This window comes from Burkholderia sp. E168m23 (assembly GCF_016586125.1).
In the GTDB taxonomy this organism is placed as follows: Bacteria; Pseudomonadota; Gammaproteobacteria; order Burkholderiales; family Burkholderiaceae; genus Burkholderia; species Burkholderia orbicola.
The window spans coordinates 1-6992 of the sequence record NZ_BCPP01000306.1 but is presented as its reverse complement, the minus strand read 5'-3'; the positions used below and the strand labels follow the sequence as shown (position 1 = coordinate 6992).

At 66.0% G+C, this 6992-nt stretch carries 3 protein-coding genes and 1 pseudogene; all 4 read right to left on the bottom strand.

Annotated features, from left to right (window positions below):
- A partial coding sequence (locus tag JMF90_RS17130; RefSeq protein WP_268905988.1) for an MFS transporter occupies window positions 1–900 on the bottom strand: 900 nt, incomplete at its 3' end.
- Between the two features lie 122 nt (window positions 901–1022).
- A pseudogene (locus tag JMF90_RS17125) lies at window positions 1023–1172 on the bottom strand (hypothetical protein); the annotation flags it as partial.
- A gap of 123 nt (window positions 1173–1295) precedes the next feature.
- Entirely contained in the window at window positions 1296–3575 is a 2280-nt protein-coding gene (locus JMF90_RS17120) for an FdhF/YdeP family oxidoreductase (RefSeq protein ID WP_077179506.1), read from the bottom strand.
- Between the two features lie 124 nt (window positions 3576–3699).
- Window positions 3700–6540, bottom strand: coding sequence for an ATP-dependent Clp protease ATP-binding subunit (locus JMF90_RS17115; protein ID WP_201317343.1), 2841 nt, complete (start codon window positions 6538–6540; stop codon window positions 3700–3702).
- Window positions 6541–6992: the final 452 nt, after the last annotated feature.

Here is a 6992-nt window from a genome sequence, read left to right as displayed (position 1 = left end):
CTGCAACGTGATCGAATAGGACATCACCCCGCCGCCGTAGCAAAAGCCGTTGACCACCCACAACAGGCAAAGCGCACCAAGGTTCAATGTCGGCAAGGCGAGCGCCAGCACGCCGGCTGCGACTACGGTGGCACTGAACCCGGTGAGGAATATCGGCATCGATTTGCCTACACTGACGTGCGTAAGCACCTTTTTCAGGACGATTGCACAGCTGACTGCGCCGGCAGCGGTGCAGCTGACGATGGTTCCGAACGAACTGGGCGGCAAGCCGTGATCGCGCAGCAACACCACCACGATCGAGTCGTACAGGCCCAGGATCGTCGAGAACGTCAACATGAGCCCCAGTGCGGATGCCAAGACAGGGCGCTCCGAGAGCACGTGACGAACCAGCGTGAAATCTGGAAATCGACGTTCCGCCTTCGCATCAGGATTGCTCCATCCGACAACACGTGCCACACCGCACGCGCATCCCATGGAAAAAACGGCCAGCATGCCAGTCAATGCGAATCCACCCCGGGAATGGAGGACGAGAGCCAGGCCGGCGCCAAGTAACGGCGAGAGAATCTTCGTGCATTGATCGACGACCGATGTCAGCGTGACGGTCGACACGATCTGATCATCCGACAGCAGACGCCGTATCACGATCTGCTCGGCCGGGACCGTGCCGAGATTGCTGACGCCCTTTACCAGAACCCATGCAATGAACATCGTCTCGTTCGGTGCGAGCGCGAGCCCCAATGACGTCAGGAAGCGGGCAGTCGCACTCGACAGCATGATCAGCGCCGGCGACTTTCTATCTGCCAGTGCACCGATGAACGGACCGGCCAGGAGCCCCGGCAATCCGTACAGCGCCGCCGCCAGCCCGAGCGTTCCGGGACTAGCGTGATAGCTGAACGACAGCAGAAGAAAAGATCAGCGTGAAATCAACCCAGATGGCAATGGAGTTGGCGATCCGTCCGAAGAAGAACGATGGATACCCACGAACGGAAAATAAAGCGATCGTCGATTGCATTGTGCCGCCCTTACTCGGGATTGCATTTCATATACAGCTTGTCCCGTGCGACGAATCCATCCAGCCCCGCCTCCATTGCATATCGCGCTAGATCACTCGTGCGATTGATGAAACCGGCTCCATTGAAATTCAGGGACGTGTTGCATAGTACGCCGACACCGGAAACCGCTTTCAAATGAAACGGCCGCCGCATCGGTTGCGATGCGGCGGCCGCGAGCGCGAAGCGCAGGGTAGCAGGCGGGCCGAAGGGCGCGACATGTGCCGCGCCCCGCCCGCCCGCGGATCACACCACCGCCGAGCGCGCGACGCGCACCGGCACCGACTTGTACGACGGCGTGCCGCTTTCCTTGTCGATGTAGTCCAGCGGCACGAGCACGTTCGCTTCCGGGTAGTACGCGCCGACCGAGCCCGGCGCGATGTCGTACTCGATCGCGGTGATCTTCTCGAGGCGCAGCGTGCGGCCCGACGCGGTGACCGTCTCGATGTCGACGAGGTCGCCGTGTTCGAGCCCGTACTTCGCGAGATCGGCCGCGTTCATGAACAGCACGTCACGCCGGCCGAACACGCCGCGATAGCGATCGTCGAGCCCGTAGATCGTCGTGTTGTACTGATCGTGGCTGCGCAGCGTGATCAAACGCAGCACCTGCTCGGCGCCGAGCACGTCCGCGTCTTCCTTCACACCCTTGTAGACCGAGAACATCGCCTTGCCGGTCGGCGTCGGCCACACGCGCTCGGTGGGCGGCAGCGGCAGGCGGAAGCCGCCCGGCGTGCGGATTCGCTCGTTGAATGCCTCGAAGCCGGACACCGTCTTGTCGATCAGGTCGCGAATGCGGTCGTAGTCGGCGATCAGGTCGAGCCACGCGACCTTGCTGTTCGGCAGCGTCGCATGCGCGATGCCCGCCACGATCGCGGGCTCCGAGCGCAACTGGTCCGACGCGGGCTTGAGCTTGCCGGCCGACGCATGGACCATCGACATCGAATCCTCGACGGTGATCGACTGCCGGCCGGTGGCCTGCATGTCGAGCTCGGTGCGGCCGAGCACCGGCAGGATGAAGGTTTCCTTGCCGACCAGCAGGTGCGAGCGGTTCAGCTTGGTGCCGAGATGCACGCTCAGGTCGAGCTTCGCCATCGCCGGGAACGACAGTTCCGGATCGGGCAGCGCGACCGCGAAGTTGCCGCCGAGGCACAGCAGCGCCTTCGCGGTGCCGTCGATCATCGCCTGCATGGCCTGCACCGCGTCGTGCCCGTGCTGCGCGGGCGGCGTGAAGCCGCACACGTCCTCGATCTTCTTCAGGAATTCGGCCGACGGCTTCTCGGTGATGCCGACCGTGCGGTTGCCCTGCACGTTCGAATGGCCGCGCAGCGGGCACACGCCGGCGCCGGGCTTGCCGATGTTGCCGCGCATCAGCAGCAGGTCGGCGATCAGGCGCACGGTGGCCGTGCCCTTGTTGTGCTGCGTGACGCCCATCCCGTACGTGATGATCGTCGCGTTCGACTTCGCATACGCGAGCGCGACCTGTTCGAGCTGTTCCTGGCTCAAGCCGCTCGCGCGTTCGATGTCGTCCCACGACGTGGCTTCGAGGTCGGCCGAGAACGCGTCGAAGCCGTTGGTGTGCTGCGCGATGAAGTCGCGGTCGAGCACGCCGCCTTGCTCGGCTTCGAGCTTCAGCAGCGCCTTCATGATGCCCTTCAGCGCGGCCGCGTCGCCGCCCGCGTCGACCTGGTAGTACGTCGACGCGATCCGCGTGGAGCCGAACGACGCCATCTCGATCATGTCCTGCGGATCGGCGAAGCGTTCGAGCGCGCGCTCGCGCAGCGGGTTGAACACGATGATCGGCACGTTGCGGCGCGCGCACTCGTGCAGCGTGCCCATCATCCGCGGATGGTTTGTGCCGGGATTGTGGCCGATCGAGATGATCAGCTCGCAGTGGTCGAAATCCTCCAGCGACACGGTGCCCTTGCCGATGCCGATCGACTGCGGCAGGCCGACGCTGGTCGGCTCGTGGCACATGTTCGAGCAATCCGGGAAGTTGTTGGTGCCGAGCTCGCGCGCGAACAGCTGGTACAGGTACGCGGCTTCGTTCGACGCGCGGCCCGACGTGTAGAACTCGACCTGATCGGGCGGCAGCGCGCGCAGCACTTCGCCGATGCGCGCGAAGGCATCGTCCCATTCGATCGCGCGGAACGTGTCGGTCGCGCGGTCGTAGACGAGCGGATGCGTGAGCCGGCCCATGTTCTCCAGTTCGTAGTCCGACATGCGCAGCAGCGACGACACGGTGTTCGCCGCGAAGAACTCGGGCGTCACGCGCTTGGTCGTCGCCTCCCACGTGACGGCCTTCGCGCCGTTCTCGCAGAACTGGAACGTCGACTTGTGTTCCTTGTCCGGCCACGCGCAGCCGGGACAGTCGAAGCCGTCGGGCTGGTTGGTCCGCATCAGCACGATCGGCGCCTCGATGGTTTCCATCTGCGTGCGCACCGCATCGGCTGTCGCGCGAAGCGCGCCCCAACCGCCGGCGGGCCCATCGTATTTCCTGATGCCTGGCACTTCGCGTCGATTTGTCATGGTGAATCTCCAATAGCCGGGCCCGGTGCGGGTGGCTCGGTTGCGCCGTGTCGCGGCGTGGGGCGGCTCCGTCCGGCGGACGGAGCCGATCATGCGTGCCCCGGGTTGCAGGGCAAGCGTTGTTTTAGTGTGCGTCCTTCTTCGCGCCGGACGACTTCTTGCCGGGCTTCGCCGCGGGCGGCGGGGCGTCGGCGGGCGTGTCGTCCTGCTTCGCGTCTGCTGCCGCCTTGGCGGCCTTGCCGTTGGGTTTGGCCTTGCCGTCGGCGTCCGGCTTCGCGTCCTTCGTATCCTTCGCTTCAGGCGCGGCGAGCGTGTTGAACTTCACTTCGTCGCTGTCCTTGTCGTAGTCGACCTCGCACTTGTCGCCCGATTTCAGCCGGTCGGCGAGGATCTCCTTCGCGAGCCGCGTCTCGATCGTCTGGCGGATCTGGCGTTTCAACTCGCGCGCGCCGAATTCCGGCTGGTAGCCGACTTCGGTCAGGTGGTCGACGAGCGAGCTGCCCATCACGAGCGTGATGTCCTGCGCGGCGGCGGTACGCACGACGCGATCGAGCTGGATCTGCACGATCGAGCGGATGTTGTCCTTCGACAGCGCGTGGAAGACGATCACCTCGTCGATCCGGTTCAGGAACTCGGGCCGGAAATGCCCCTTCAGCACCTGCATCAGTTCCTCGCGGATCGCCTTGTCGGTCTTGCGCGCGGCTTCCGGCTGCGTGAGGTTGTCCATGATGATCGCCGCGCCGAGGTTGCTGGTCGCGATGATGATCGTGTTGCTGAAATCGACCACGCGGCCCTTGCCGTCGGTGAGACGCCCGTCGTCGAACACCTGCAGCAGCACGTTGTAGACGTCCGGATGCGCCTTCTCGATCTCGTCGAGCAGGATCACGCTGTACGGGCGGCGCCGCACGCGCTCGGTGAGCTGGCCGCCTTCGTCGTAGCCGACGTAGCCGGGCGGCGCGCCGATCAGCCGCGCGACCGCGTGGCGCTCCATGTATTCGGACATGTCGATGCGGATGATCGCCTGCTCGTCGCCGAACACGGTCTCGGCCAGCGCCTTCGCGAGCTCGGTCTTGCCGACCCCCGTCGGCCCGAGGAACAGGAACGTCGCGATCGGCCGGTGGGTCTGGCCGAGCCCGGCGCGCGACAGCCGCACGGCATCGCTGACGGCGACCACCGCGTCGCTCTGGCCGACCACGCGCTCGCGCAACTGATCTTCCATCTTCAGCAGCTTCTGGCGCTCTTCCTGCGTGAGTTCGGATACGGGGATGCCGGTGAGCCGCGACACGACCTCGGCCACCGATTCGACGGTCACTTCGAGCGTCTCCGAGCCGGTCTTGCGCTGCCACGCCTCCATCATCTCGTCGACGGCCTTCTGCTTCGCGTTGATCTGCTCTTCGAACTGCTTCGCTTCGTCGAAGCGCTTGCGCGAGGTCGCATAGTCCTGCTCGCGCTTCAGTTGCGCGATTTGCGCTTCGCCTTCCTGAATGTCGACCGGGCGCGACGTCGCGCCGATCCGCACGCGCGCGGCGGCCTGGTCGATCAGGTCGATCGCCTTGTCGGGCAGGAAGCGCGACGTGATGTAGCGGTCGGCGAACTCGGCGGCCGCGACGAACGCGTCGTCGGCGAACGTCACCTGGTGGTGCGCCTCAAGGCTGTCGCGCAGCCCGCGCAGGATCACGATCGTCTGCTCGACGCTCGGCTCCGGCACGAACACGGGCTGGAAGCGGCGTTCGAGCGCGGCGTCCTTCTCGATGTACTTCTGGTATTCGTTGAGCGTCGTCGCGCCGATCAGGCTCAGCTCGCCGCGCGCGAGCGCGGGCTTCAGCACGTTCGCGATGTCGAGGCCGCCTTCGCCGCCGCCCTGGCCCGCGCCGACGATCGTATGCAGCTCGTCGATGAACAGGATCAGTTCGTCCTGCTTCGCGGTCACTTCGTCGATCAGCTGCTTCGCGCGTTCCTCGAATTCGCCACGATATTTCGCGCCGGCCACCATCGAGTTGATGTTGACTTCGACGAGCCGCTTGTCGCGCAGCACCTCGGGCACGTCGCCGTTGACGATGCGCTGCGCGAGGCCCTCGACGATCGCCGTCTTGCCGACGCCCGGCTCGCCGATCAGCACCGGGTTGTTCTTCTTGCGGCGCGCGAGCACCTCGATCGTGCTCTCGATTTCCTGTGCGCGGCCGAGCACGGGATCGAGCTTGCCCTGGCGCGCGATCGCGGTGAGGTCGCGGCCGAACTTGTCGAGATTCGGCGTGCCGGTCGGCGCATCGACGCGGCCGTCCTCGGCGCCCTTGCCGACCACTTTCACGACCTTCTGGCGCAGCGCCTCGGGCGTCACGCCGTATTTCTTCAGCAGCGTGCCGGCGACGCTGTCCGGCACCGATGCGAGCCCGATCAGCAGGTGTTCGGGGCCGATGTACGAGTGGCCGAGATCGCGCGACGCCTGGAACGCGTACTGCACGGCCTTCTTCACGCGCGGCGAGATCGACAGCTTGTCGAGCGGCGCATCGGGGTCGGCCGTGCCGGTATGCGCATGCGCGTCGATGTACGACTTGATGTCCTCCGGCGACAGCTTCAGTTCCTTCAGCAGCGCGGCGCACACGTCGGTGTCCGCGAGCGCGTACAGCAGGTGTTCGGAATCGAGCTCGCTGCGGCGCAGCTCGTGTGCCTTCTCGGCCGCGCGCTGCAGCAGTTCGAGCGTTTGTTCGCTGAATGCGTCGGTCGGGTCGACCGATTCGCGCGGAATCTCGGCGGCGAGCGGCGAGTCGTCGCCGAGGCCGCCGAACAGCGAGGACGGTCCGCCACCGCCCAGCAGCGAATCGAACGGATTCAGCATGCTCTGATGCCGCATCAGCTGTCGGAAGTGGTAATCGCAGATCGAGATCGTCTTGCGCTCGCCGTCCTGCATCACGGTGGCGCGCGCGACGGCCGGCCGGGCGTGACAGATATCGCAAAGTGCGGGCATGGTGGTCTGGCTCCTGTCGGTGAAGGTGGGTCGAAGGGTGAAGCCCGATGCGGTGCGGCGCTCGCGCATCCCGATCGCGACCGCACGACGCGCACGACACACGCTGCGGCGGCGCGCGGGCCGCACCGGTGCGATCGCGCAGCGCGCGCCGGCGTGGCGCACGGTCGCGGTCGGGGCGGGAAGCGCGAGTGCTGCGAGGAGCCCACGGCATCGCTTCGACTGCGTTCAAAATAGCGAATCGGCGCGGGCCATCCAAGACACAGTTCCCAGCCGGGCCGGCCGTGAATTGCACCCTCACATGCGTGCGCGATCCGGCGGCAAGGAGTACAGACGCGCACGCGCGCGGCGGCGCGGGCATGCGCGGCGCGTGCGGTTTGCGGTGGACGGGGGCAGGAAGGGGTAGCGGGCGAACGGCACGCGGTGCGACATCGGCGCGCAGGGCGCCGGCAGCC